Source organism: Leucobacter chromiireducens (assembly GCF_003917135.1).
GTDB classification, from domain to species: domain Bacteria; phylum Actinomycetota; class Actinomycetes; order Actinomycetales; family Microbacteriaceae; genus Leucobacter; species Leucobacter chromiireducens_A.
Genome location: NZ_RPDI01000010.1, coordinates 42,119 through 65,733, shown reverse-complemented (window position 1 = coordinate 65,733; position 23,615 = coordinate 42,119). Strand labels below are relative to the sequence as shown.

Here is a 23,615-nt window from a genome sequence, read left to right as displayed (position 1 = left end):
GATCTGCGCTTTCTTTCGTGTCTCGCGCCTACGCGCGATCCGAGCCCGATGGGGTGCGGGCGAGTTGGTCCTCGAGGTTGAACACCTCGGTCAGTCGGGGGGCCTCCTGGTCAGGGCGGCCGGTCGAGGCGATGAAGAACTCCGCCATGTCTGCCTCCCACTCGGTGGTGCGCGGGTCGGCGGCGAGTGCGCGCTGCGCTGCGTCGTCGTCATCGGTCTCGTAGTAGCCGATGAGGAGGCCGTCCGGGCGGAGGAACAGCGAGTAGTTGCGGCGCCCGGCGTCGGTGATCGCGGCGAGCATGTCGGGCCACACCGCTGCGTGGCGCCGCGTGTACTCGGCGATCCGTTCGGGCTTGACCCGCATTTCGAAGCAGACGCGCATCGGTTCTCCTGTGTGAGTGGTGCGGTGGTGGTGCCCCGGCCGCGCCGGGGCACCACCGTGGCGACTAGAAGTCGAAGTCGCCGATGTTTTCCTTGTTGAAGCGGTAGGGATCGCCGAGCAGCACGACGCCGTCCGCGCCGACGGTGTACTCGCCGAGGTCGCCCGCCTCGAAGGTGTCGCCCTCGGCGCCGGTGATGTCGCCGGCAACGAGCGCGTTCGCCGCGTACGCGGTGAGGTAGCCGAGCTCCTCCGGGTTCCAGAGCGCGAACTCGGTGACGGTGCCGTCCTCGACGTACTCACGCATCTGGTTCGGCGTGCCGAGGCCGGTCAGCGCGACCTTCCCCTTCGCGTCCGAGGTGGAGAGGTAGCGCGCTGCGGCCGCGATGCCGACGGTGGTCGGCGACACGATGCCCTTGAGCTCCGGGTAGGTCTGCAGCAGCGCGGCAGTCTTGTCGAAGGAGGTCTGGTCGTCGTCGTCGCCGTACACGACCTCGACGAGCTCGATGTCCGGGTGGCTCGCGGCGAGCTCTTCCTTCATCATGTCGATCCAGGCGTTCTGGTTCGTCGCGTTCGCGGCGGCGGACAGCACGGCGATCTCGCCGGCGTCGCCGATCTGCTCGGCGATCATGTCGACCTGCACCTTGGCGATGCCGGCGGCGTCAGCCTGGTTCACGAAGATGTCGCGGCAGTCGGTGTTCGTGTCCGAGTCGAAGGTGACGACCTTGAGTCCGGCGTCGCGCGCCTCGGTCAGCGCGTCACAGATCGCCTTCGGATCGTTCGCCGAGACGGCGAGCGCGTCGACGCCCTGCTGCGTCGCGGTGTTGATGAAGCTGACCTGGCCGTCCGGCGTTGCCTCGGCCGGGCCGACCTCGTTGAAGGTGCCGCCGAACGCCTCGACTGCGGCCGTGCCGCCCTTGCTCGATGTGTCGAAGTACGGGTTGCCGAGGTTCTTGGGGATGAACGTGACGCTCGCCCCCGCGGCGTCACCGGAGCCCGAATCGGATCCGGATCCGCTCGCAGCGCCTGTGCCGCCCGAGCAGCCGGAGAGGAGGAGCGCGGCGCTCGCCGCGAGCGCGACGATGGCGCCGGCCTTCTTATTCTTCGTGAACCACATTGTTCGTTCCTTTCAGTGCCCGCGGAGCGGGGCCGTGGTGAGGTGGGTGAGAGAGGAGAGCTAGGAGGCTGCGCCAGGGGTGCCGGCGAGCGTGAGTTTCGGGCCGGCGCGACGCCGGTTCTTGACCGCGGCGAACACGCTCGACGACACGACCGCGGCGATGAGCAGCACGCCGGTGATGATGTTGATCACGTCGGAGGTGACGTTCGCGAGTCGCAGCGCGCTGGCGAGCACGCCGATCAGGAGCACGCCGGCGATGACGCCGTGCAGCGCGCCGCGGCCGCCGAAGATCGAGACGCCGCCGAGGAGCACCGCGGCGATCACCTGCATCTCCATGCCGGTCGCATTGTCGCCGCGCGCGCTGCCGTAGCGGAGCGTGTAGTAGATGCCGGCGAGCGCGGCGACCGCCCCGCTCAGCGCGAAGAGGAGCAGCTTCGTCCGCGCGACGTTCACGCCGGAGAACCGCGCCGCCTCGGGGGACAGGCCGATCGCGAAGATGCCGCGACCGAAGCGGGTGAAGTGCAGCATGATCGCGAACACCGCGGCGAGCAGCACGAACAGGATGATCACGACAGGGATGCCGGTCGACCCGATCTTCGCCTTCGCGAGGCCGGTCCAGAACTCGGGGAAGTCGGTCACCGCGGTGGTGCCGAGCAGGCCGACCGCGAGCCCGCGGTACAGGGCGAGCGTGCCGATCGTGACCGCGAGCGATGGCAGGCCGACCGTGGTGATCAGGAAGCCGTTGAACAGGCCGCAGAGCAGCCCGGCACCGAGCGCGATCACGATCGTGATCCCGAACGGTACGCCGGCCTGCGTGAGCACACCGGTGAGCACGCTCGAGAAGCCGACGACGCTCGCCACCGAGAGGTCGATCTCGCCCGTGACGATGATCGCGGTCATCGGCAGCGCGATGATCAGGATCGGGAACATGTCGAGCAGCAGGTAGGTCATCGTGATCTGGCTGCCGAAGTTCGGCACGATCGCCGATGCGGCGATCACGACCACGATGAACAGCGCGATGATCGCGGTCTCGCGGGTGAGGAGGAGGCGCTGCCAGAGCGGCCGATCGTAGTCGGCGATGGGGCGGAGCCCAGCGGTGGTGGGGGCTGGGGCGGTTACCGGTGCGCTCATCGCGTCGTCTCCCGTGCTTCGATCAGCTTTCGATGTTGTCTGACGGCGATCACCCGGTCGAGGACGATCGCGCCGATGATGAGGACACCGACGACGGCGCGCTGCCAGAAGTCGGGCACCCCGAGCACCGGCAGGGCCCGGTTGATGGTGAGCAGCAGGAGCGCGCCGATCGCGGCGCCCCACACCGATCCGACGCCGCCGAAGATCGCGACGCCGCCGATCACTGCCGCGCCGATCGCGTCGAGCTCCCACCCGGATCCCGCCTGCGAGTTGATCGTGCCGTAGCGCGCGGCGTACAGCACGCCGGCGAAGCCCGAGAGCGCACCCGAGAGCACGAACGCGGTGATGATGCGGCGCGTCACCGGGAGGCCGTACAGCTGCGCGGCGTCGGGGTCGGAGCCGATCGCGTAGTTCTCACGGCCGGCGCGCGTGTTGCGCATCCACCAGGCGACGGCGATGAGCACGATCACCGCGATGATGGTCAGCACGGGGATCGAGAACACCTGCGCGGTGCCGAGGCCAAGGAACTCCTTGGGCATGTCGGACGCGTTGATCCGGTCCGAGCCGGTCCACCACACGTTGATGCCGCGGAACGCGTACATCGTGCCGAGGGTGATCACGAGCGCCGGGACGCGTGCGAACGCGACGAGCGCGCCGTTGATGAGACCGAGCAGGCCGCCGAACACGACCGCGATCAGCACGACCGCGAGCACCGGGATCCCCGGCACGTCGATGAACAGGCGGCCGGTGAGGTAGGCGCTGAGGCCGAGCACCGAGCCGACCGACAGGTCGACGTTGCGGGTGATCAGCACGACCGCCTGGCCCACCGCGACGAGCATCAGCAGCGACGGCGTGAGCCAGAGATCGCGGTAGCCGTCGACGGAGAACAGGAAGTTCGGGTTCTTCAGGGTCGCCGCGGCGATCACGAGGATCACGGCGAGCAGGATGCTCGCCTCGCGTGCGCGGGTCAGCCGGCCGAGCGCGGTGCTGAACGCGCCGCGAGCGGTCGATGGTGCGGCCGAGGCCGTGGTCGTGGCGGTCATGCGGCCTGCTCCGTCTGCGTGGTCGGGTTCTGGGTTGCGGCGCGCATCACGTTCTCCTGCGTCGCGTCGGCGCGGTCGATCGTTGCGGTGATCCGGCCCTCGCGCATCACGACAACGCGGTCGGCCATGCCGAGCACCTCGGGCAGCTCGCTCGAGATCATCAGCACGGCCATGCCCTGGCTCGCCAGCGTCGAGAGGAGCCGGTGCACCTCAGACTTCGTGCCGACGTCGATGCCGCGGGTGGGCTCGTCGATGATCAGCACGCGCGGGTTCGTGGCGAGCCACTTGCCGAGCACCACCTTCTGTTGGTTGCCGCCCGAGAGCGTGCCGGCAAGGGTGCTGAGCGCCGTGGTTTTCACCTCCAGCTGCTCGGACCAGGGGCGCGCGGCGCGCTGCTCGGCCCGCGCGGTGACGAGCCCCAGCTTCGCGATCGAGTCGAGGATCACGGCCGAGGTGTTGCGCGCGACGCTCTCCTCGAGCACGAGGCCCTGCTTGCGGCGATCCTCCGGCACGAGCGCGAGGCCTGCGCGCATCGCCGCGGTGGGGACGCCCTTGCGGATGCGCGTGCCGCCGAGGCGGACCTCGCCGCTCTGGTAGTCGTCGACGCCGAAGATGGCGCGTGCGACCTCGCTGCGGCCGGCGCCGACGAGCCCGGCGAGGCCGACGATCTCGCCCGCGCGTACGGTGAAGCTGATGTCGCTGAAGACGCCGGGGCTCGTGAGGCCGGTCACCTCGAGCAGCGGCTCACCGATCGTGGTCTCGAGCTTGGGGAAGAGCTCGGTGATCTCGCGGCCCACCATCTCGGCGACGACGCTGTCGGGATCGGTCTCCGCGATCGCACGCGTGGAGATGTAGCTGCCGTCGCGCATCACCGTGATCGTGTCGCACAGCGCGAACACCTCGTCGAAGCGGTGCGAGATGAACACGAGGGCGCGGCCCTCGTCGCGCAGCGCGCGGGCGACGTCGAAGAGGCGGTCGACCTCGACGCCGGAGAGCGCGGCGGTCGGCTCGTCCATGATCAGGATCTGCGCGTCGAGCGAGATGGCCTTGGCGATCTCGATCATCTGCTGGTCGGCGATCGAGAGGCCGTCGGCCGTGCGATCGGGATCCATGCGCAGGCCGAGCCGTGCGAAGAGCGCCTCGGTCTCGGTGCGCATGCGCGTCCGGTCGATGCGGCCGAAGCGGCCGCGTGGCTGGCGGCCCATGAAGATGTTCTCCGTGACCGAGAGGTCGGGGAAGAGCGTCGGCTCCTGGTAGATGACCGCGATGCCGGCGGCCTTGGCCTCGGCGGTGCTCGTGAAGTCGACGGACGCGCCGGCGAGCCGGATGTCGCCAGCGTCGCGGCGGTAGAGGCCGGCGATGATCTTCACGATCGTCGACTTGCCCGCGCCGTTCTCGCCGACGAGCGCGTGGATCGAGCCGGGGTGGAGGGCGATGGTCCCGTCACGCAGTGCGACCACGGCGCCGAATGCCTTGGTCACGCCGGCGAGCTCAAGCAGTGGCTCGGGGCTGGGTGATCTCTTCATTGAATTCACGGGGCTTCCTGTCGCGTGTGCGGCATCTCGGCTGTGGGATGTGCGATCGTGTTAATGAATCGTTTCAATCGCGTTACGCAGAGTCTAAACACAGTCATTTTCCTCCGTCAAGCCGGCGACCGCGGCGTTGCCGATCCGTTATTGAAGCGTTTCAATTTGGCGGCGGGCTCAATTATGATGAGGCAGATCACGGCGAGGTGGGCGGACGAGAGGAGCAGCATGGCCGCGAGTATCAGAGACGTCGCACGCGAGGCCGGCGTCTCGGTCGGCACCGTATCGAACGTGCTCAACCGCCCGAATCGCGTCGCCGCGGCCACGATCGAGCGCGTCCACGCCGCCATCGAGCAGCTCGGCTTCGTGCGCAACGACGCCGCGAGGCAACTGCGCGCCGGGCGCAGCCACAGCTTCGGACTTGTCGTGCTTGACACGCGGAACCCGTTCTTCATGGACGTCGCGCACGGCGCGCAGAGCCGCGCGCTCGACGACGGCTACACCGTGCTGATGGGCGGCAGCGACGACTCCCGCCCGCGCGAGTCCAGCCTGCTCGAAATGTTCGAGGAGCACCGCGTCGCCGGCGTGCTCATCACCCCGGTCGACACCGACCTCGCGCAGCTGCGCAAACTCCGCGACGCCGGGATCCCGGTCGTGCTCGTCGACCGCGGCTCAAGCGACCGCTCGCTCCCCTCGGTCTCCGTCGACGACGTCGAGGGCGGCCGCATCGCGGCGCGGCACCTGCTCGAGATCGGGCGCACACGGATCGCGTTCGTCGGCGGCCCGCGCGGCATCGAGCAGGTGGCCGACCGCCTCGCCGGCGTCACCGAGGTGCTCGCCGCCCAGCGCGGGGCCGTGCTCGAGGTGTTCGAGACGCAGGCGCTCAGCGTTCTCGAGGGTCGCCGCATCGGCGAGGCAATTGCGGTGCTGCCCCCGGATGAGCGGCCGGACGCCGTGTTTGCGGCCAACGACCTGCTGGCGCTCGGCGTGCTGCAGGCGCTCGTCATGACGGGCTCGCTGCGCGTCCCCGAGGACATCGCGCTGATCGGCTACGACGACATTGACTTCACGCACTCCGCCGTGGTGCCGATCACCTCGGTGCGGCAGCCGGCGTTCGAGATCGGCAGCACCGCGGTCGAGCTCCTGCTGCGCGATGCGGCGCAGGGGGACACGGGCCTGCGTGAGCAGATCGTGTTCCAGCCGGAGCTCGTGGTGCGCGCGTCGACGGTGGGCGGCCTGGTGGGTTGAGGTTGCGCGCGCGGCCCGCTCGCGCGCTCGCTCTCCCGGCCCTGCCCGACCGACCGCGCCACGATCCCGCAGGAGAAATCTGATATCTCGGAGGGTTTCGCCCGTTTTGCGGCGAGCTTTCCAATTTCTCCGGTGGGTTTGAGGTTTGAGGCTGGGGGCGAAGGGTGGGGCGCGCGGCGCAGCCCCGCGGGTGGCGCCTAGCCGGCCGCCCCGCGAGTGTGCGCCCACACGACCGCCTGGATCCGATCACGCACACCGAGCTTCTGCAGCACGTTCGAGACGTGCGTCTTGATCGTGGCCTCCCCGAGGAAGAGCTCTGCCGCGATTTCCGCGTTCGACCGCCCCTGCGCGACCAGCGTGAGCACCTCGCGTTCCCGCTCCGTGAGCCCGGCAGCATCGAACGCTGCCGCGCGATCAGCCTGATCAGCGGCCTGATCCCGGTCGACGCCAGACTCCTGCCCTGCCGCGTCCGCCGGTTCAGCGGCCACCCGCTCGAGCACCGCTCGCGTCACATCCGGCCCGAGCAGCGCGTGCCCGCTGGCCAGCGCACGCACCGCGTCGATGAGTTGCTCCGCGCGGGACGTCTTCAGGAGGAAGCCGCTCACGCCAGCGGCGAGGGCCGCGAACAGGTACCGCTCGTGCCCGAACGTGGTGAGGATCAGAATCGCGGGCGGCGGCACCGCCGGCACCGCCCCCGCCGCACGCCCTGCGGGCCCCGTCGGACCCGCGGCCAGGATCCGCCGCGCCGCCTCGATCCCGTCCATGCCGGGCATCTCGACGTCCATGCAGATCACGTCGGGCCGGAGTTCGCGCGACAGCGCGACCGCCTCCGCGCCGTTCGACGCCTCCCCGACGACCTCGAGGTCGGGTTCCGACTCCAGGATGATGCGGAACCCGGAGCGAACGAGCGCCTGGTCGTCGACGATCAGGATACGGATGCTCATGCGGCCCCCGTCTCGGTGGTCTCGGAACTCTCTGTGGTCTCGGAACTCCCAGCGGTCGTGGGACGCTCGGCGACGCTTGCCAGCCCCGCCTCCTCAGCCCCTTCACCGCGCGCCGCAGCCGCGAGCGGCACGTGCGCACGCACGAGGAATCCGCCCCGTTCGCGCGGACCGGCCCACACCGATCCCCCGACGGCGCCGAGCCGCTCCCGCATCCCGCGGAGCCCCAGCCCCAGCCCGGTGCGGCCGGATCCCGCGCTGCTTCCGCGCCCGTCCCTGCCGAGGATCGCCACCCCATCGTCGCTCACCTCGACCTCGATGGCCTCGGGCAGGAACCGGAGCCGAACGGTCGCCGCCACCCCGTGCCCCGCGTGTTTCCGCACGTTCGTCAGCGCTTCCTGCGCCGCCCGGTACAGCGCGACGTCGACGAGCATGGGGACGGGTCGCGGCTCCCCGACGACGATGAGCGTGGCGGGCACCCCGGCCTCCTGCGATTCGGCGACGAGGCCGGACAGCTGCGCGATCCCGATCGGCTGTGATCCCGCATCGGTGTCCGGGCTGCGCAGGGTGTGCACGAGCTGCTGCAGCTCGGCGACCGCGGCCCGCGCGCTCTCCTCCACGATCTCGAGCGACGCGATCGCGCGGCCCGGATCCCGCTCGACGCTGCGCCTGGCCGCCCCGGCCTGGATCCCCATCACGGACACGTGGTGGGCCACGACGTCGTGCAGTTCGCGGGCGATGGCGATGCGATCGAGCGCGACGGCCTGCTCGGCGCTCGTGCGGCGCTCGCGGTCGAGCTCCTGCCCCTGCGCCTCGAGCGCTGCCTGGGTGCGCGCCGCCCGCCAGGAGCGGAGACCGAACCAGTACGCCGCCCCGAAGTAGAGCAGATTCGTGATGATCTGGATCACGGCGAACGTCGCGTACGCGGAGAACAGCCCGGTGCGCGGCATGCCGAGGAAATCGCTGTCCTCGGACGCGGAGATGATGAGCGCCACGATGAGCCAGGCGAACAGTGCCGCGCTCGTGCCGATCAGCGTCCACACCGCCGCCGCGCGATTCGGCTCCCACGCCCCCACCGTGTAGAGCGCGAGGAACAGGCTGACGTTGATCATGAGCAGCTCGGGGACCGCGAACTGGCCGCAGACGAAGAACCCGACCGAGACGACGATCGCGACGGGGATCGGGGCAACGCGCCGGAAGATGAGCGGCAGCGTGCAGGTCGCGAGACCCAGCGTGGACACCCACACCGGTGCCGGATCGGCGATCACGCCGGTGCGCGCGTAGAGGAGGGACGTGACGACGCTGCCGACGGCCAGCGCGATGGCGATCCCAGCGTCGACGCGCAGCGCCGCGCGCCCGGCTCGGGGGCGTGACCACTCGGCCGGGTGCGCTGTCATGGATTCCAGCGTATGCGCTCGGGCGGCAACGCGCTTCCGTCGCGCGGCGGAGCCGTTCCGCCGTTCGGGGGAGGCGCGCGGCAGCGATCCCGATCTAGCGTTGAATGCAACGAAAGGAGCGCGATGATTGAAATCGCAGGAGTGTCACGCAGCTACGGCACGCGCCGGGTGCTCGACGACGTGAGCTTCACCGTGACGGGCGGCAGAATGACCGGCTTCGTCGGCGGCAACGGCGCTGGCAAGACCACGACCATGCGGATCATCCTCGGCGTGCTCGCCGCGGACGCGGGCACCGTGCGCCTGGACGGCGCGCCGATCACCGCCGCCGACCGCGCGCGATTCGGCTACATGCCGGAGGAGCGGGGGCTCTACCCGAAGATGCCGGTGCTCGAGCAGCTCGTGTATCTTGCGCGCCTGCACGGCATGGAGGCGGGCGCCGCGCGCTCGTCGGCGACGGCGCTGCTCGAACGGCTGGGGCTCGCGGAGCGCGCGAAGGACACGCTCGAGAGCCTCTCGCTTGGCAACCAGCAGCGGGCCCAGATCGCGGCCGCACTGGTGCACGAACCGATCGCGCTCGTGCTCGACGAGCCGTTCTCGGGCCTCGACCCGATGGCGGTCGAGGCGGTGCTCGGGGTGCTGCGCGACTACGCGGACCGCGGCGCACCCGTGCTGTTCTCCTCGCACCAGCTCGACATCGTTGAGCGCCTCTGCGACGACGTCGTCGTGATCGGCGATGGCCGGATCCGCGCGCAGGGCTCTCGGGAGGCGCTGCGCGCCGCGCACGCCGGCCGCACCGTCGAGCTCGAGCTTGCCGGGCCGAGCGCAGACGCCGGCTGGGTGCGCGACGTGCCAGGCGTCGCCGTGACCCACCTCGACGGCGGCTTCGCCCGCTTCGACGCCGACACCGACGAGGCGGCGCAGGCGGTGCTCGCGCGCGCGGTGTCCCAGCCGGGATCGTCGGTGCGCAGCTTCAGCCCCGTCACCCCGTCCCTCGCAGAGATCTTCACGGAGGTTGTCCGATGAGCGTCACTACCACACCCGCGTCCGCGTCGACGCACGCGCGCCTGAGCGCCGCGCAGGGCACCTGGATCGTCGCCGAGCGCGAGATCACCACGCGCCTGCGCTCGAAGTCGTTCCTCGTCTCCACCGGGGTGCTGCTGCTGTTCGTGCTCGCCGGTGTGCTGTTCAGCGGCTTCATGGCGAACACCGGCGGTTTCGGAGGGCCCACCCGGGTCGCGGCCGTGGGCGATACCGCCGCGGGGCTCAGCGAGGCGGGCTTCGAGGTCGAATCAGTGCAGGATCGTGCCGCCGCCGAGCGGCTCGTCCGCGCCGGCGACGTCGATGCGGCGGTCGTGCCGGGTGGGGACACCCCGGTCGACCTCACCGTGCTCGCGAACGACAGCGTCCCGAGCGATGTCATGCAGGCGCTGTCGGCGGCCCCCTCCGTCGAGCTCCTCGCCCCGGTGACGAGCAACCCCGGGCTCGCCTACATCATCGCTATCGCGTTCGGCGTGGTGTTCATGATGAGCGCGATCACGTTCGGCACCACGATCGCGCAGAGCGTCGTCGAGGAGAAGCAGACCCGGATCGTTGAGATCCTGCTCGCGACGATCTCCGCGCGCACGCTGCTCGCCGGCAAGATCCTCGGCAACAGCATCCTCGCGCTCGCGCAGGTGGTCGCGATCGTCGGCCTGGCCTGCGTCGGCATCCTCGCCACCGGGCAGGATCTGCTGCTCGGCGAGCTCGGCACCGCGCTTATCTGGTTCGGGATCCTTTTCGCCTTCGGCTTCGTGCTGCTCGCCACGCTCTACGCGGCGCTCGCGGCGCTCGTGTCCCGCCAGGAGGACGTGGCGTCGGCCGTGAGCCCGGTGATGTGGCTCGTGATGATCCCCTACGTTGCGATCATCTTCTTCTTCGACAACCCCGGCGCGCTCTCCGTGATGAGCTACATCCCCTTCTCCGCGCCGATCGGCATGCCGATGCGGCTGTACCTCGGCACCGCGGAGTGGTGGGAGCCGTTCCTCTCGCTCGTCATCCTGCTGCTCACCATCGCCGCGGCGGTGTGGGTGGGATCCCGGATCTACAGCAACTCGATCCTACGGACGGGCACCCGGGTGAAGCTGGGCGAGGCGCTGAAGGGGTGAGGGGGTGACCCAGCCAGCCAGCCAGCCAGCCACCTACTGAACCACCGATCCAGGCGGAGAAATTCGGAAAAGCGGAGGTTTTGCCGCGCTTCCGGCCGAGCGCTCCAATTTCTCCGTCTGGTTTGTGTGTGCCGTGGGGAGCCCGGGGTGCGGGATCGGGGCCGTGCCGGATCACGGGCGAGCGCCGCGCGCAGCGCCTACGCTGGAGCCATGACTGACGCAGCTGTGATCGACTGGGATGCCCTGCGCGCGGCAGCGCTCGCCGCAACCGAGCACTCGTACGCACCGTACTCGGGGCTCGCCGTCGGCTGCGCCGCCCTCGTGACGGACGGGCGCATCATCACCGGCTGCAATGTGGAGAACGCGAGCTACGGGCTCACGCTCTGCGCCGAGTGCACCATGCTCGGCGCGCTGCACCTGGGCGGCGGCGGGCAGCTCCGCGCGTTCGTGTGCGTGGACGGGGCAAACACCCTGCTCACGCCATGCGGGCGGTGCCGACAGCTCCTGCACGAGGCGGCCGCCCCCGGCATGCGGCTCGCGACCGCGCACGGCGAGCGCACGATCGACGAACTGCTCCCCGACGCGTTCGGACCAGGCGCGCTCCCCGGTCGGTAGCCCGGATCCCGCCCCTGTCGGAGGTCGGGAGTAGGCTGTGCGGGTGAACTCCGAGCAGCCAGCACAGCACACCACCATCCGCCCCTGGGCCGCACTCTGGTCCATGGTGCTGGGCTTCTTCATGATCCTGGTGGACACGACGATCGTGTCCGTCGCGAACCCGTCGATCATGCAGAGCCTCGAGACCACGATGGTGGCGACGCTGTGGGCCACGAGCGCGTACCTGCTCGCGTACGCGGTGCCGCTGCTCATCACCGGCCGCCTGGGTGACCGCTTCGGCACGCGCCGCATCTACCTCTCCGGCCTCGCCGTGTTCACGCTCTCCTCGCTCGCGTGCGGGCTCGCGCACAGCATCGAGATGCTCATTCTCGCGCGGGTGTTCCAGGGCCTCGGCGCTGCGCTCATGACCCCGCAGACGATGGCCGTGATCACGCGCATCTTCGCGCCGCGCGAGCGCGGATCCGCCATGGCTGTGTGGGGCGTCACCGCAGGTGTCGCCACGCTCGTCGGCCCGATCCTCGGCGGTTTCCTGCTCGACGCCTGGGGCTGGGAGTGGATCTTCTTCATCAACGTGCCCGTCGGTGTGATCGCGTTCGTGCTTGCGCTGCGCTTCGTGCCGAAGCTGCCCACTAACGCGCACCGCTTCGACTGGGTCGGCGTGATTCTCAGCGCGCTCGGCATGTTCCTGCTGGTGTTCGGGATCCAGGAGGGGCGGAGCTACGAGTGGGGCACGATCTGGGGACCGATCAGCGTCTGGGGCCTCATCATCGCGGGCGTCGTGATCCTTGCCCTGTTCGTGGTCTGGCAGCGCGTGCAGCGCGGCGAACCCCTGATCCCGCTACAGATCTTCCGCGACCGCAACTTCTCGGTTGGCTCCGCGGCGATCGTGATGGTCGGCTTCAGCATCACCAGCATGAACCTGCCGCTCATGTTCTTCCTGCAGCTCGTGATGGGGCTCACGCCCACGCAGTCGGCGCTGCTCCTGATCCCGATGGCCGTACTCTCGATCGCGCTCGCGCGCCCCGTCGGGGTGCTCATCGACCGCGGCGACCCCCGCCGCATCCCCGTGATCGGGCTGCTGCTCGTCGGTATCGGTGTGCTCGGCTTCGCGCTCCTGTTGAAGCCGGAGACGCCGATCCTCATGTTCCTGATCCCGAGCGCGATCCTCGGGGCTGGCAACGCGTTCATGTGGGGCCCGCTCTCCTCGATCACCACGTTCGGGCTCGACCCGCGCCTCGCGGGTGCCGGATCCGGGGTGTACAACACGAGCCGTCAGGTGGGCGCCGTGCTCGGCTCCGCTGCGATGGCGGTGCTCATGGAATCCCGGCTGTCTGCGCTGCTCGGCGAGCAGGGCGCCGCGCACTCGATGGGCGGCGAGGCCGGGGGTGGGCTCGCCCAGCTGCCCGAGCCGGCGCGCGAGGCGTTCAGCCAGGCGATGACGCAGTCGCTCATGCTGCCGCTCGGCGTGATCCTCGTCGGCGCCGTGATCGCGGTGTTCTTCGGCCCCCGCCCGGCCCGCTCGGGCCCGGTGCGCGTCGTGGAGGCAGACTAGTCGTAGGGCCCCGCGCCGCGGACTCGCCCCATCGCTTCGAAAGGACTCAGCATGATTCTCGCGTTCTCTGTCGCCCCGAGCGGTGTGGGCCCGGCCGGCCCAGCCATGAGCGAGACGGGCTCCGTCTCCGAGGCTGTGGCCGCCGCGATCCGGGTGGTGCGTGACTCCGGGCTGCCGCACCGCACCTCCTCCATGTTCACCGAGATCGAGGGCGAGTGGGACGAGGTGTTCGACGTCGTGAAGCGCGCCACCGAGGCGGTGCTGCCGTTCGGCTCGCGCGTCTCGCTCGTGATGAAGGCCGACATTCGCCCGGGCTTCGCGGGCGAGCTCGACGGGAAGCTGGAGCGGCTGGAGCGCGCGGTGGAGGGCGCGAACTAGCCGATGGCCGCGCGGGGTGGGGGAGCGCCCCCACCCCTGCCGCCCCTAGGCCGCCGGCGCGATCCGCACCAGCATCTTGCCCGTGTTCGCGCCGCGCATCATGTCGAGGAACGCGTCGACCGTGTGCTCGATGCCGTCGACCACCGTCTCGTCGTACGCGATGCTGCCCGCGGCGAACCACTCGCTCATGCGGGCCTGGAACTCCGGTGCATGGTGCCAGTGCGCGCCAATGGTGAAGCCGCGCAGCGTGAGCGCGCGGGTGATGAGGTTCGCCATGTTGTCGGGCCCGACCGGCTTCGCCGTCGTGTTGTAGCTCTCGATCGCACCGCACAGCGCCGCGCGGCCGCCGTCGGCGAAGGCGTCGAGCGCGGCCTCCAAGTGGCTGCCGCCCACGTTGTCGAAGAATACGTCGATGCCGTCCGGGGCGGCCTCGGCGAGCAGCTCGCGCACGTCTCCGCTCTTGTAGTTGAACGCCGCGTCGTAGCCGTACTTCGAGGTGAGCAGTGCGACCTTCTCGTCGGAGCCGGCCGAGCCGATAACACGCTTCGCGCCCAGCAGCTTCGCGATCTGACCGGCCGCGGTGCCGACCGCGCCAGCCGCGCCGGAGATGAAGACGGTGTCCCCCTCCCGCATCTCGGCGATCTTGGTGAGACCGACGTAGGCGGTGAGCCCGGTCATGCCGAGCACGTGCAGGTTGAGGGACAGCGGCACCCCGGGCAGCTCGGGGATCACCCGGAACGTCGCGGCGTCGTCCTGCGCGATGTCGCTCCAGCCGTGCTGGTGGAGCACGACGGCACCGACGGGGAAGTCCGCAACGGTGGACGCAATGACGCGGCCGACGGCCCCGCCGGAGATGGTGTCGCCGAGCGCGTAGGGCGCGACGTAGCTGCGGACGTCGTTCATGCGGCCGCGCATGTAGGGATCGACGGAGATGAACTCGTTCTGCACGCGGATCTGGCCGGGGGCAAGCTCCGGCAGCGTGTCGGTGACGGTGCGGAAGTTCTCCGCGCTTGGCCACCCCGCGGGGCGTGAGACGAGCTGGATCTGGGTGCGTGCTGCTGCGGTCATGGGGTGCTGGCCTTTCTGGCGTGGTGCGGTGATGCGGCGGTGCGGTGATGCGGTGGGGTCTAGAACGCGAGGCTCAGCGCGAGCGCGGCGACGCTGAGCAGCGGAAACGCGCCCTGCTTGAGCGCCGCACCGCGCTTGTCCGCGCTGGACAGCGCGAGCACGAGTGCGGCGGCGAGCATCGATCCGACCCCCACGAAGACGAGGGTGAGGCCAACTGCCTGCTGTCCCAGCGCGGTGAGCAGGATGCCGAGCAGCGCGGCGGTGGCGAGGAAGAGGTTGTAGAAGCCCTGGTTGAACGCGAGCTCGCGGGTGGCGTGCGCCTCTCCCTCCGTGGTGCCGAAGACCGCGCGTGCGCGGGGCGACGTCCACGCGATGGACTCGAGGTAGAAGATGAAGATGTGCAGGAGGGCGGCGGCGCCCGCGAGCACGAGTCCGGTGATGAGCATGGTGTGGTTCCTTCGGTGATGCGAGCTCGCGCTCGAGCTATTCCGTAACGATCGTTCCAATATATACTGGAATGACCATTCTGGAAAGAGGCGCCATGGCAAGAACCCCGAGTTTCGATCGTGCGGCAGTGGTGCGCGCGGCGCGCGCGGTGTTCTGGCGCGACGGCTACGAGTCGGCCGCGGTGCCCAAGCTGGAGGAGGCAACCGGCCTCAGTCGCTCGAGCCTCTACGCGGCATTCGGCTCCAAGCGCGGGCTCTTCGACGCGGCGGTCGAGAGCTACCTTGACGAGATCGTGCGTCCGAGGCTGGCTGGGCTGCAGGCGGCGACGGTGGATCCCAGCGCCCTGCACGACTATCTCGCCGGGCTTCGCCTCGCCTTCGCGCGCGTCGACGCCAGCGCTCCGGCGCCCGGCTGTCTGCTCATCAACACGGCGGCCGGCCCGGTGGGCGCAGATCCGGAGGTCTCGCGCGTGATCACGGACTACCGCGCCGAGCTCCACGCGGCCATGCTGCGCGGCCTTGCGGCGCAGGCGGTGCCCCGTGATCCGCAGCGGCGTGAGCAACTGGCCACCGTGGTGACCGGCCTGCTGGTCTCGGCGTTCGCGCTCGTCCGCGTCGACCCGGCCTCGGCTGCGGCGAGCCTCGACGCGGCGCTGGCAGCGATCGAGGGGTAACCCGAGCCGGCCGGTCCACGCGAAACGCACGGTGGCCCACCCCGCGGTGCGGGATGGGCCACCGTGTGGTGCGCCGCAGCGTGACTACGCGTCGTCGATCATCATGAAGCTGACCTCGCCGTCCGAGAAGTTGTGCCCGCGGTGCGCGCGGCCCGGGTTCACGATGAAGCCGTTCCCCGCGGGGACCGAGAACGAGGACCCGTCGTCCTCATACTCGTAGCTCATCTCCCCGTCGAAGACGAAGCCGCGGTGCCCCTTGGTGCACCACACATCGTCGCGCACCGCGCCCGGCGCGTACTTCACGAGGTTCCACACGCTTCCGTCCGGGGCGGGCACGGTGCGCAGCTGGATCCCGGGAAGCTGCTCGTCCCAGGAGGTGTTGCCGAGTTCGATCAGATCAACGTCCTTGCTCATCTCATACTCCTTCTTGCCAGGGTGTCGCTGGTGCCGCACCTGCGGCCCAGCAATTCACGTCGGGGTCGTGGACCGACCCCGCTTGTGGCGGATCGCCACAAGGTTGCGTCGCTCCGAGGAACGACGGAAATCTCTAGATCTGCGCGACGGCCACGTGGTCCATGTCGGCGAACGACTGGTTCTCACCCGCCATCACCCAGAGGAACGAGTAGTTCGAGGTGCCAGCGCCGAAGTGCATCGACCACGACGGCGAGATCACGACGTCGCCGTCCTGCAGCACAACGTGCCGCGTCTGGCCGGGCAGGCCCATGAAGTGGAACAGGCGCTCGCGCTCGGGCAGGTCGAAGTAGACGTACACCTCGGTGCGGCGGTCGTGCGTGTGCGGTGGCATGCTGTTCCAGACGTTGCCCGGCTTTGGTGCCGTGATGCCGAGCACGAGCTGGCTGCTGCGCACGCCCTCGTCGTGAATGTGCTTGCGCACCACGCGCTCGTTGGCGTGCTCGTGCTCGCCGGTTTCCGTGGTGAGCGCCTCGGCCGAGGGGATCAGCGTGGTGGGGTAGTCCACGTGTGACACGGCGGAGGAGAGGAAGAAGCGCGTGCCCGGCTCGTCCGCCTCGAACGAGATCTCGCGAGCGCCGCGGCCGATGTACAGCGCGTCGAGCTTCACGAGCGGGTAGCTCACGCCATCGACGATCGCGCGTCCGGCACCGCTCAGCGCGGTGACCGCCAGTTCGCGGCGCTCGCAGAAGTACTCGGCGCGAAGCGCGGCATAGTTCTCGAGCGCGAGGGGGGATCCCGGGGTGGGGGTCGCGCCGCCGAGCACCATGCGATCCTCGTGGCTGTACACCACGTTGAGGCGTCCTGCCTCGAACAGGTTGTCGATGACGAAGCGCGCGCGCAACTCGTCGTCGGTCATGCGCGCGAGCTCGTCGGGGTGGGTGGCGTGGCGAATATCCATGGAAATCTTGAGCTACTTTCGGGGTTAGTGTGCGGTGCTGCTGACGACGTTCTGCGGGGCGCCCTCCGCGAAGGCGATGATGTTGCGACCCGCGATCGCGAACACCTCGTCTGCTTCGTCGGTGTGGAACCCGATGTGCGGCGTGAGTACGAGGTTCTCGAGGTCCAGCGGAAGGGTGTCGAGCGCGGGCGGCTCGCTCTCGAACACGTCGATCCCCGCACCGAACAGGTGGCCGGATCGGAGCAGCGCGAACAGCGCTGAGCGGTCGACGATCTCGTCCCGTGCGGTGTTGATCAGCACCGAGTTCTGGGGCATCGAGCCGAGCAGTTCCGCCGAGATGAGGCCCTCGGTCTCCGGGGTGTGCGTCAGGTGCAGCGACACGACGTCGCTGCTCGCGAAGAGCTCGGGAAGCGTGACGCGCCGGCCGGGGAGCGTGGCCTCCTGCTCGGGGCGCTCCGTGCGATTCCAGTACACGACGTCCATGCCGAGCGCCGCGCCCATGGTGATCACCTCGCGGCCGATCGCACCGGTGCCGACCACGCCGAGGGTGCGCCCACGCAGCTTGAGGCCCTGGTTCTTTGCCCAGGCCCCGCCGCGGACCAGCCGATCGCCCTCGGGAACGCGGCGCGCGACGCTGAACATCAGCGCGATCGCGTGCTCGGCGACGCTGCGGCTCGCGAAGTCGGGGACGTTGGTCACCGTGATGCCCAGGCGCTCAGCCTCGGCAACGTTGACGAAGCGGTGCGCGCCCGTGCCGACGAAGCTGACGAGCTTGAGGCTCGGCACCGATGCGAGGAAGCGCTCGGGCAGTGGCCCCTGATCGGCGATGATGTACACCGCGTCGTAGCCTTGGGCGCGCGCGATCGTCGCCTCTTCGTCGGCGAATCGCTCCTCGAACCAGTCGAGCTGGTGGCCCGCCGCGCGGAGGGGTTCGATCACATCCCGTCGCACGATGTCGGCGTACTGGGGTTCTCCGTCGATGCAGACGATTTTCACGGTGCGGTTTCCTTCCGGTGAGGGGTGAGCGAGCCCTGGGGCGCTGGGCACACGCCCCAGGACTCACGGTGTGTTACTTGGCGACCCAGCGATTGAACTGATCGGTGAGGTCGTCGTTGTTGGCCTTGTAGTAGTCGGCGTCGAGCGTGATGGCGTTCTTCACGTTCTCGCCAACGGGGAGGAACGGCTGCGCCTCGGCGGCGAACTCGCTCACCTCGAGTCCCTGCGTTGCCGCGGGGATCGGGGTCGGCACCTTCGAGCCGAACGCGATCTGCCCCTCGCGGTTCTCGATCACGCTCTTCAGCAGGCGCTGGGCCGCCTCGGGGTTCGGGGCGTCAGCGGGGATCGCCCACACGCTGTTCGCGTAGCCGGCCTGATCCCAGCTCACCGACATGGGGAAGCCGTTCTCCTGCGTCGCGACGAAGGCGCGGTTCGCCCACAGGATGCCGAGGTCGCACGAGCCGTTCTCGAAGTTCTCGATCGACTGCGCGCCGCTCGACCACCACGTGACGCTGTCCTTGATGGTGTCGAGCATCGCGAAGGCGCGCTCCGTGTCGAGGGGGTAGAGGTCCTCGGCCGCGACGCCGTCGGCGAGGAGCGCCGACTCGAGCGTCCACCCGTACTGCGGGTTGTTGAAGAGGCAGCGCTGGCCAGGGAACTTGGCGGTGTCGTAGAGATCAGCCCAGCTCTCGGGGTGCTCGCCCGACTCCGGCCAGGTGTCCGAGTTCCACGCGAGCACCATGCCGAAGGTGCCGACCTCGATGCCCGTCTTCGAGTACGTGCCCTCGACGAGCTGGTCGACCGGCACAATGCTCGTGTCGAGCTCGGCGAGGAGGCCATCGTCCGCGGCCTGCTGCGCGTCGCTCAGGGAGGGGAGGAACACGAGGCTCCAGTCCACCGCGCCGTTCTGCGCTGCGGCGAAGAACTTGGTGGAGGCCTCGTTGTAGTCGTCGACGACCGCGACGCCGGTCTCCTCGGTGAAGTCGGCGAAGAGGGTCTCGTTGAGCCCATCCCAGACGTTGCCGCCGCTCGTATCGTAGAAGAGGATCTCCCCGGAGAGGGCGGCGTCGCCCCCGCCCGACTCGGATCCTGCGCTGTCGCCCGCGCCGCTGCACGCGGTGAGCGCGAGCGCGCCGGCGAGGGTGAGTGCGCCGAGTGATGTGGCCTTGGCCAGTGTGGATTTCATATGCGGTCCTTCCTTGGATGCATGGTGCGTTGCTGGGGTGTTGCGGGGTGCGGGTGCGGGATGCGGGCTGTGTGCGCTGGCGCCGCAGCGCCAGGCGCCGAAGCGGCCGGCGGCGCTAGCTGCTGGGCAGGAGCACCGCGCTGCCGGCGCGGACGCTCATCACCGTGGCGGAGCCGATTGCGGGGACCGCCTCGCTGCTGTCGAGGTCGACGAGGTAGCTGCCAGCGTCGTCGGCGAGGCGCACGCGGATGGTCTGCCCGAAGAACCGCGCGTCGGTGACGGTGACGCGCGCGACGGGGTCGAAGCCGGCTGGTGCGGAGGCCGGGGTGTCGCTCAGGCGAATGTGCTCGGGCCGCGCGCTCAGCGTGCATGCCGCACCCGCGCGGAGCTGCGCGGCGGCGGGCACCGGTGCGGAGAGCGTGAACTCGCCGACCCGCACCGTTGCTGCCTGCGCGTCGGAGCCCAGTACCTCGGCGGCGAAGCTGTTGGTCTCGCCCAGGAAGTTCGCGACGAACGCGCTGCCCGGGGTGCTGTAGATCTCGCGCGGAGCGCCCACCTGGCGGATGTAGCCGGCCTCCATGACGCCCATGCGGTCCGAGAGGATGTACGCCTCCTCCTGATCGTGGGTGACGTAGATCGCCGTGGTCTCCGACTCCTGCTGGATGCGCCGGATCTCCGCGCCGAGGTCCTGTCGCAGCCGTCGGTCGAGGGCGCCGAGCGGCTCGTCGAGCAGCAGCACGCGCGGCCGCTGCGCGAGCGCGCGGCCGAGCGCGACGCGCTGCTGCTGGCCGCCGGAGAGCTGCGCCGGGAGCCGATCGCGGAGCGCCCCCAGCTCGGTGAGCTCGAGCATCTCCGCGACCCGCTTGTCGAGAGCTGCGCCGCGGATCTTCCGGATCTTCAGGCCGAAGGCGATGTTCTGCGCGACGGTGAGGTGCGGGAAGAGCGCGTAGTTCTGGAACACGAAGCCGAGGTCGCGCTGCTGGGTGGGGAGCCCCGTGACGTCGTCGCCGTCGATGGAGACGCGACCCGAGGTGAAGTCGATCAGGCCGGCGATGATGCGGAGCAGCGTGGTCTTTCCGGATCCCGAGGGGCCGAGGAGGGTGAAGAACTCGCCGGCGCGGACTTCGAGATCGGTCTCCTGGAGCACGCGGGTGCCCCCGAAGTCGCAGCTCACCTGTTCGACGACGACCTCGCCGCGCTTGGTGCCGGTCGAGTGCGGAGCCAGGGTGGAAGTCATGGCGATACTCATTTCTTGTCTGCAACCGCGGTGCCACGCCGCGACTGGATGATGCGCTGAATGATGATGACCGCGATCACGAGGATCGTGAGCAGGGCTGCGATCGCGGGGACGGTGGGCACGATGCCGCTCTCCAGGTACTGGTAGATGGTGACGGGGAGCGTCTTTACCGGGCCGGTCTGCAGGAAGAGGGCGAGGACGACCTCGTCCCACGAGGTGACGAAGGCGAGGCCGAACGCCGACAGGATCGCGGGGATCATGCCGCGCACCGTCACCTTCCAGAACGCGGAGATGCGAGAGGCCCCCATCGTCCACGCCGCGGTCTCGAGGTCGAGCCCGCGGGAGGCGAGCGAGGTGTTGAGGATCGCGAAGGCGAGCGGGAACGACACCAGGGTGTGCGCGAAGACGAGCCCGGGGATGGTGCCGGCGAGCTTCAGCCGCAGCTCGACCGCGTAGATCCCGATCGCGAGGAGAATCGCGGGGGTGATGATCGGCGCGAACGCGAGGCCCGAGATGAAGAGCTTGGTGCGCTCGGACTTCGCGGTCTGGACGACGCGTGCGAGGTAGAGCGCGAGCGCGGTGGACGCGAGTCCCGTGAGCGTCGCGATGAGCAGGCTGCGCGCGATCGGGTTGAGCCACGTGGTGGTCGTGAGGACGTCGCCGTACCACTGGAGCGTGAACCCGCGTGGGGGGAAGACGACGGTCTGGGTTTCGCCGACCGAGAGCGGGAAGACGATCAGCACGGGGACGAGGAGGACCGCGAGCGCGACGAGGGTGATGAGTCCGGTCACCACGGTGCCTGGGCCCCAGGTGAAGCGCTGCTCGGCGCTCACGCCCTTCGCCTGCGCGCCCATGCCGGGGGCCTGGAAGCCGCCCCCGATGCGAATCACCGCGATGTAGAGCACGAGGGTCGCGAGCAGCAGGACCACGCCGAGCGCCGAGGCGACGCCCCACTTGAACAGGTCGATCTGCTGCTGGATGTAGACGGCGACCGTCTGTTCCTGCGGGCCACCCAGAATCGCGGGGACGATGAAGAAGCTGAGTGCCAGGATGAAGCAGAGCAGCGCGCCGCTGAGGATCGAGGTGCGCACCAGGGGGAGGAACACCTTCAGGAAGATCTGCACGCCCGATGCGCCAAGCGTCCGCGCGGCGAGAATGACGTTGTGATCGATGCTGGTCATCCCCGAGTACAGGATCAGGATCATGTAGGGCAGCAGGTACATCACGGTGCCGACGAGCGTGCCGCCCTGCGTGTAGAGCAGCGAGAACTTCTCCCCGCCGAATGCCTGGCTGACCTGACTGAGCAGACCGTTGGGGCTGAGGATCGAGGTCACGGCGAACAGGCGAACCACGATGGAGACCTGGAACGGGATGAGGATCAACAGGAGCACGATCCCAGCCGCGCGGCCGGGGAGCCGGGAGATGAAGTAGGCGGTGGGGAAGCCGAGCAGCAGTGCGATGAGGGTGGAGTTCACCGCGAGCACCACAGTGCGCCACTCGACCAGGTGCAGATACTCATCGCGCAGGATCGTTGCGTAGTGCTCGAGGGTGAACTGCGGGTTGCCCCAGTCCATGACGCCGTCCACGCTGACGCTCCGCAGCACGACATCGAGGAGCGGCCAGGCGAAGAAGATGATGAAGAAGCCGGTGGCGCCGAGCGCCAGCGCGATCTTCGGGAGGCGGGCTGGGTCAACCACCGGCCGTTTGGGTGGGCGAACGGTCGGGATCCCAGTGGTGCTCAGGCTCATCGTTGATCCTTGGTGATGTGGGGCGGCGCTACGCCGTTGTGGTCGTGATGATGTAGAGCTTGCGCGTGGTCTCGTGCACGTCCCAGATCACTTCCGAGCCGTCGGGGAGCGAGACGTAGGCGCCGGGCGCGATGGTGACCACCTCGCCGCTTGCGCGCGTGATGGTTCCCGCGCCGCTGAGGAAGTACATGAACTCGGAGATGCCGTGCTTCGCGGAGTGGAAGCTCCCCGGCGTGATCTCCCACACGCCGATCTCCGTGCCGTCGGCCTCGCGGAGCACGAGCTCGGTGGCGGTTGGGGCGCCCGAGATCACTCGCGCGGGGGGTGCGCTCTCGCCGAGCTGGGCGGAAGCGAGGTCTGCGATCGCGGTCGGATCGAAGCGGAGCTCGGTCATGAGGGAAAGCCCTTTCGCGACGTTGCATGGAGATTCAACGTCATCGTTTGCGAATCAAATTTGAAACACTGTCCCATAAATGATGAAATGTTGTCAACAAGAAAAGATCCGGCGCCTGCCGGTTCGTAAGATGTGAGGGTGTACGCCGGACCGCGACGAGGCGGTGGCGCGCCACCAGGGAGAGCAGAGATCGAATGGCTGAACGCGTAATTTCCACCGGGGGGCTCGTGTCCTCTGAGCGGGTGACCGGAACACAGAGCCTGGAGAAGGCCGTCGACATCCTTGAGTACATCGCCTCGGCACCGCGCCCCGGTGTGACGCTCGCGGAGTGCACGGGGATTCTTGGCTTCAGCAAGGCGACGACGCAGCGCATGCTGCTCACGCTGACGCGGCGCAACCTGCTGCACTTCGACGAGGAGCTCGGGGTCTACTCGCTTGGCATGCTCACCGCCAAGCTCGGGGCGGAGTACCTGAGCCGCCTCGACACGCGCAAGGCCGCGCTCCCGGTGCTCCGCGACCTCGTTGCCGAGTCGGGCGAGACCGCGCACCTCGGCGTGCTCTCGGGCGAGGATGTCGTCTACATCGAGCTGGTCGACAGCCCGCAGCCGATCCGCATCTTCAGCAAGGTCGGCGACTCGGTGCCCGCGTACGCGACCGCGATCGGCAAGGCGATTCTCGCGCAGCTGCCGGGCGACGTGCGGCAGCGGCACCTGCCGGAGACCCTTGTGCCGCGCACGCCGCGCACCCTCGCGACCTTCGAGTCGCTGCACCTGGACCTCGCGCACACGCGTGAGCGCGGCTTCGCGATCGACGATGGCGAGAACCGCGACGGCATTCGGGGCTACGCCGCACCGATCTTCGATTTCTCCGGCAACGTGTGCGCCGGGCTGAGTCTCGCGGGCCCAACAGTGCGCATCGAGTCGGAGGAAACGCGGCTGCAGTTCGCGGAGATGGTCACGCGCGCCGCGCGCCGCGTCTCGCAGGTGCTGGGCGCGCCAGAGGTCACCGCGCGCTAGCTGGGCC

The 23,615-nt window shown here is 69.3% G+C and carries 24 protein-coding genes; 8 read left to right on the top strand and 16 right to left on the bottom strand.

All coding sequences use genetic code 11. The features are described 5' to 3' along the window. Positions 1-28: 28 nt before the first annotated feature. The 5 genes from EGM46_RS06820 to EGM46_RS06800 form a co-directional block, all read right to left on the bottom strand. Positions 29-382, bottom strand: a complete 354-nt coding sequence (locus EGM46_RS06820) for an L-rhamnose mutarotase (protein WP_125099404.1) — start codon at positions 380-382, stop codon at positions 29-31. Between the two features lie 64 nt (positions 383-446). Beyond that, entirely contained in the window at positions 447-1,496 is a 1,050-nt protein-coding gene (gene rhaS / locus EGM46_RS06815; RefSeq protein ID WP_125099403.1) for a rhamnose ABC transporter substrate-binding protein, read from the bottom strand. A gap of 60 nt (positions 1,497-1,556) precedes the next feature. After that, complete coding sequence (locus EGM46_RS06810; RefSeq protein ID WP_125099402.1) at positions 1,557-2,627, bottom strand: ABC transporter permease; 1,071 nt, start codon at positions 2,625-2,627, stop codon at positions 1,557-1,559. After that, positions 2,624-3,670 (bottom strand): ABC transporter permease, encoded by a 1,047-nt coding sequence (locus tag EGM46_RS06805; RefSeq protein ID WP_125099401.1) that lies wholly within the window; start codon positions 3,668-3,670, stop codon positions 2,624-2,626. The genes EGM46_RS06810 and EGM46_RS06805 overlap by 4 nt, the downstream gene beginning before the upstream one ends. After that, the gene (locus EGM46_RS06800) at positions 3,667-5,196 is read right to left on the bottom strand and encodes a sugar ABC transporter ATP-binding protein (protein WP_125099400.1); all 1,530 of its coding nucleotides are present in this window, start codon (positions 5,194-5,196) and stop codon (positions 3,667-3,669) included. Before EGM46_RS06800 ends, EGM46_RS06805 begins: the two co-directional genes overlap by 4 nt. A 228-nt stretch (positions 5,197-5,424) precedes the next feature. On the opposite strand from EGM46_RS06800, the gene EGM46_RS06795 reads away from it, so the two are divergent. Then, positions 5,425-6,444: a LacI family DNA-binding transcriptional regulator gene (locus tag EGM46_RS06795; RefSeq protein WP_125099399.1), complete on the top strand. Its 1,020-nt coding sequence runs from the start codon at positions 5,425-5,427 to the stop codon at positions 6,442-6,444. Between the two features lie 197 nt (positions 6,445-6,641). Here the strand turns inward: EGM46_RS06795 and EGM46_RS06790 are convergent, their stop codons facing one another. Continuing rightward, positions 6,642-7,388 carry a response regulator gene (locus EGM46_RS06790; RefSeq protein ID WP_125099398.1) on the bottom strand — a complete coding sequence of 249 codons (747 nt, stop codon included), beginning with the start codon at positions 7,386-7,388 and terminating at the stop codon, positions 6,642-6,644. After that, positions 7,385-8,782: a sensor histidine kinase gene (locus tag EGM46_RS06785; protein ID WP_125099397.1), complete on the bottom strand. Its 1,398-nt coding sequence runs from the start codon at positions 8,780-8,782 to the stop codon at positions 7,385-7,387. The genes EGM46_RS06790 and EGM46_RS06785 overlap by 4 nt, the downstream gene beginning before the upstream one ends. A gap of 123 nt (positions 8,783-8,905) precedes the next feature. Between EGM46_RS06785 and EGM46_RS06780 the strand changes: the two genes are divergently transcribed. The 5 genes from EGM46_RS06780 to EGM46_RS06760 all read left to right on the top strand — a co-directional run bounded on the left by EGM46_RS06780 (position 8,906) and on the right by EGM46_RS06760 (position 13,471). Next, positions 8,906-9,805: an ABC transporter ATP-binding protein gene (locus EGM46_RS06780; RefSeq protein ID WP_125099396.1), complete on the top strand. Its 900-nt coding sequence runs from the start codon at positions 8,906-8,908 to the stop codon at positions 9,803-9,805. After that, positions 9,802-10,926 (top strand): ABC transporter permease, encoded by a 1,125-nt coding sequence (locus EGM46_RS06775; protein ID WP_125099395.1) that lies wholly within the window; start codon positions 9,802-9,804, stop codon positions 10,924-10,926. The genes EGM46_RS06780 and EGM46_RS06775 overlap by 4 nt, the downstream gene beginning before the upstream one ends. A gap of 210 nt (positions 10,927-11,136) precedes the next feature. Next, positions 11,137-11,541, top strand: a complete 405-nt coding sequence (locus tag EGM46_RS06770; protein ID WP_125099394.1) for a cytidine deaminase — start codon at positions 11,137-11,139, stop codon at positions 11,539-11,541. A gap of 103 nt (positions 11,542-11,644) precedes the next feature. Further along, the gene (locus EGM46_RS06765) at positions 11,645-13,093 is read left to right on the top strand and encodes a DHA2 family efflux MFS transporter permease subunit (RefSeq protein ID WP_125099440.1); all 1,449 of its coding nucleotides are present in this window, start codon (positions 11,645-11,647) and stop codon (positions 13,091-13,093) included. 51 nt (positions 13,094-13,144) lie between these two features. Beyond that, a complete protein-coding gene (locus EGM46_RS06760) occupies positions 13,145-13,471 on the top strand; it encodes a thiamine-binding protein (RefSeq protein WP_125099393.1) in 327 nt (108 codons plus the stop codon). A gap of 45 nt (positions 13,472-13,516) precedes the next feature. On the opposite strand, the gene EGM46_RS06755 is transcribed toward EGM46_RS06760, so the two are convergent. Further along, positions 13,517-14,539: an NADP-dependent oxidoreductase gene (locus EGM46_RS06755; RefSeq protein ID WP_125099392.1), complete on the bottom strand. Its 1,023-nt coding sequence runs from the start codon at positions 14,537-14,539 to the stop codon at positions 13,517-13,519. A gap of 59 nt (positions 14,540-14,598) precedes the next feature. Continuing rightward, positions 14,599-14,985: a DUF1304 domain-containing protein gene (locus EGM46_RS06750; protein ID WP_125099391.1), complete on the bottom strand. Its 387-nt coding sequence runs from the start codon at positions 14,983-14,985 to the stop codon at positions 14,599-14,601. 95 nt (positions 14,986-15,080) lie between these two features. On the opposite strand from EGM46_RS06750, the gene EGM46_RS06745 reads away from it, so the two are divergent. Then, on the top strand, positions 15,081-15,659 hold the full coding sequence (locus EGM46_RS06745; RefSeq protein WP_125099390.1) for a TetR/AcrR family transcriptional regulator: 579 nt from the start codon (positions 15,081-15,083) through the stop codon (positions 15,657-15,659). Positions 15,660-15,743: 84 nt separating this feature from the next. Here EGM46_RS06745 and EGM46_RS06740 read toward each other — a convergent pair whose 3' ends face one another. From EGM46_RS06740 to EGM46_RS06710, 7 genes are all read right to left on the bottom strand, one after another. Further along, entirely contained in the window at positions 15,744-16,073 is a 330-nt protein-coding gene (locus EGM46_RS06740) for a hypothetical protein (protein ID WP_125099389.1), read from the bottom strand. 133 nt (positions 16,074-16,206) lie between these two features. Continuing rightward, positions 16,207-17,031 (bottom strand): 5-dehydro-4-deoxy-D-glucuronate isomerase, encoded by an 825-nt coding sequence (gene kduI / locus EGM46_RS06735; RefSeq protein WP_206427523.1) that lies wholly within the window; start codon positions 17,029-17,031, stop codon positions 16,207-16,209. Between the two features lie 24 nt (positions 17,032-17,055). Next, positions 17,056-18,027, bottom strand: a complete 972-nt coding sequence (locus tag EGM46_RS06730; protein WP_164512830.1) for a 2-hydroxyacid dehydrogenase — start codon at positions 18,025-18,027, stop codon at positions 17,056-17,058. Positions 18,028-18,100: 73 nt separating this feature from the next. Next, complete coding sequence (locus EGM46_RS06725) at positions 18,101-19,213, bottom strand: extracellular solute-binding protein (RefSeq protein ID WP_125099386.1); 1,113 nt, start codon at positions 19,211-19,213, stop codon at positions 18,101-18,103. A 115-nt stretch (positions 19,214-19,328) separates the two neighbouring features. Beyond that, on the bottom strand, positions 19,329-20,450 hold the full coding sequence (locus EGM46_RS06720) for an ABC transporter ATP-binding protein (protein ID WP_164512829.1): 1,122 nt from the start codon (positions 20,448-20,450) through the stop codon (positions 19,329-19,331). Between the two features lie 8 nt (positions 20,451-20,458). Next, positions 20,459-22,198: an ABC transporter permease gene (locus EGM46_RS06715; protein WP_125099384.1), complete on the bottom strand. Its 1,740-nt coding sequence runs from the start codon at positions 22,196-22,198 to the stop codon at positions 20,459-20,461. A gap of 28 nt (positions 22,199-22,226) precedes the next feature. Next, the gene (locus EGM46_RS06710; protein ID WP_125099383.1) at positions 22,227-22,592 is read right to left on the bottom strand and encodes a cupin domain-containing protein; all 366 of its coding nucleotides are present in this window, start codon (positions 22,590-22,592) and stop codon (positions 22,227-22,229) included. A 194-nt stretch (positions 22,593-22,786) separates the two neighbouring features. On the opposite strand from EGM46_RS06710, the gene EGM46_RS06705 reads away from it, so the two are divergent. Then, positions 22,787-23,608 (top strand): IclR family transcriptional regulator, encoded by an 822-nt coding sequence (locus EGM46_RS06705; RefSeq protein ID WP_125099382.1) that lies wholly within the window; start codon positions 22,787-22,789, stop codon positions 23,606-23,608. Positions 23,609-23,615: the final 7 nt, after the last annotated feature.

Excerpts from the sequence above, each read along its gene's own strand:
- EGM46_RS06820 (WP_125099404.1), bottom strand. The coding sequence starts at position 382 with ATGCGCGTCTGCTTCGAAATGCGGGTCAAGCCCGAACGGATCGCCGAG.
- rhaS (WP_125099403.1), bottom strand. The coding sequence starts at position 1,496 with ATGTGGTTCACGAAGAATAAGAAGGCCGGCGCCATCGTCGCGCTCGCG.
- EGM46_RS06810 (WP_125099402.1), bottom strand. The coding sequence starts at position 2,627 with ATGAGCGCACCGGTAACCGCCCCAGCCCCCACCACCGCTGGGCTCCGC.
- EGM46_RS06805 (WP_125099401.1), bottom strand. The coding sequence starts at position 3,670 with ATGACCGCCACGACCACGGCCTCGGCCGCACCATCGACCGCTCGCGGC.
- EGM46_RS06800 (WP_125099400.1), bottom strand. The coding sequence starts at position 5,196 with ATGAAGAGATCACCCAGCCCCGAGCCACTGCTTGAGCTCGCCGGCGTG.
- EGM46_RS06795 (WP_125099399.1), top strand. The coding sequence starts at position 5,425 with ATGGCCGCGAGTATCAGAGACGTCGCACGCGAGGCCGGCGTCTCGGTC.
- EGM46_RS06790 (WP_125099398.1), bottom strand. The coding sequence starts at position 7,388 with ATGAGCATCCGTATCCTGATCGTCGACGACCAGGCGCTCGTTCGCTCC.
- EGM46_RS06785 (WP_125099397.1), bottom strand. The coding sequence starts at position 8,782 with ATGACAGCGCACCCGGCCGAGTGGTCACGCCCCCGAGCCGGGCGCGCG.
- EGM46_RS06780 (WP_125099396.1), top strand. The coding sequence starts at position 8,906 with ATGATTGAAATCGCAGGAGTGTCACGCAGCTACGGCACGCGCCGGGTG.
- EGM46_RS06775 (WP_125099395.1), top strand. The coding sequence starts at position 9,802 with ATGAGCGTCACTACCACACCCGCGTCCGCGTCGACGCACGCGCGCCTG.
- EGM46_RS06770 (WP_125099394.1), top strand. The coding sequence starts at position 11,137 with ATGACTGACGCAGCTGTGATCGACTGGGATGCCCTGCGCGCGGCAGCG.
- EGM46_RS06765 (WP_125099440.1), top strand. The coding sequence starts at position 11,645 with ATGGTGCTGGGCTTCTTCATGATCCTGGTGGACACGACGATCGTGTCC.
- EGM46_RS06760 (WP_125099393.1), top strand. The coding sequence starts at position 13,145 with ATGATTCTCGCGTTCTCTGTCGCCCCGAGCGGTGTGGGCCCGGCCGGC.
- EGM46_RS06755 (WP_125099392.1), bottom strand. The coding sequence starts at position 14,539 with ATGACCGCAGCAGCACGCACCCAGATCCAGCTCGTCTCACGCCCCGCG.
- EGM46_RS06750 (WP_125099391.1), bottom strand. The coding sequence starts at position 14,985 with ATGCTCATCACCGGACTCGTGCTCGCGGGCGCCGCCGCCCTCCTGCAC.
- EGM46_RS06745 (WP_125099390.1), top strand. The coding sequence starts at position 15,081 with ATGGCAAGAACCCCGAGTTTCGATCGTGCGGCAGTGGTGCGCGCGGCG.
- EGM46_RS06740 (WP_125099389.1), bottom strand. The coding sequence starts at position 16,073 with ATGAGCAAGGACGTTGATCTGATCGAACTCGGCAACACCTCCTGGGAC.
- kduI (WP_206427523.1), bottom strand. The coding sequence starts at position 17,031 with ATGGATATTCGCCACGCCACCCACCCCGACGAGCTCGCGCGCATGACC.
- EGM46_RS06725 (WP_125099386.1), bottom strand. The coding sequence starts at position 19,213 with ATGAAATCCACACTGGCCAAGGCCACATCACTCGGCGCACTCACCCTC.
- EGM46_RS06720 (WP_164512829.1), bottom strand. The coding sequence starts at position 20,450 with ATGACTTCCACCCTGGCTCCGCACTCGACCGGCACCAAGCGCGGCGAG.
- EGM46_RS06715 (WP_125099384.1), bottom strand. The coding sequence starts at position 22,198 with ATGAGCCTGAGCACCACTGGGATCCCGACCGTTCGCCCACCCAAACGG.
- EGM46_RS06710 (WP_125099383.1), bottom strand. The coding sequence starts at position 22,592 with ATGACCGAGCTCCGCTTCGATCCGACCGCGATCGCAGACCTCGCTTCC.
- EGM46_RS06705 (WP_125099382.1), top strand. The coding sequence starts at position 22,787 with ATGGCTGAACGCGTAATTTCCACCGGGGGGCTCGTGTCCTCTGAGCGG.